At 42.3% G+C, this 414-nt stretch carries 1 protein-coding gene; it reads right to left on the reverse strand.

The features are described from left to right. Nucleotides 1-296 (reverse strand): peptidase dimerization domain-containing protein (locus CSV68_RS16750; RefSeq protein WP_233192961.1); only part of this gene is annotated, 296 nt, incomplete at its 3' end. Between the last annotated feature and the right edge of the window lie 118 nt (nucleotides 297-414).

Here is a 414-nt window from a genome sequence, read left to right on the forward strand (position 1 = left end):
TTCACGTCTACGGAGCCACCACGATCTTCCACAGCTTTACGCATGGCGTCTTCCATATGTTGTAGTTGCTTATTTAACTTATCTTTGGAGAAACTACGCACTTCACCAACGACTGTCACTTCGCCCGGTATAATGGAAGTGAGTTCTCCGCCTTCGATAATACCTATATTTGCTAAGGTTTCATCATCGATCTCACCTAAGTTCAGCTTCAACAAACCAGCTGCCGCTAAAATGAACGCATTATTCCCTTCTTCTGAATTCAGAGCAATATGCGCCGCATTTCCTTTTACTTTCATCCAGATCCTACTACTATATGGACCTTTCAAAATCGTTTGACCCACATTTCCGCTACTATCAAAAATGTAACCGAATTTACTTTTCGGTTTGCTGTAATCTAAATGACGCGCACCTACG

Origin of the sequence: Sporosarcina sp. P29 (genome assembly GCF_002743265.1) — a bacterium.
Taxonomy (GTDB): domain Bacteria; phylum Bacillota; class Bacilli; order Bacillales_A; family Planococcaceae; genus Sporosarcina.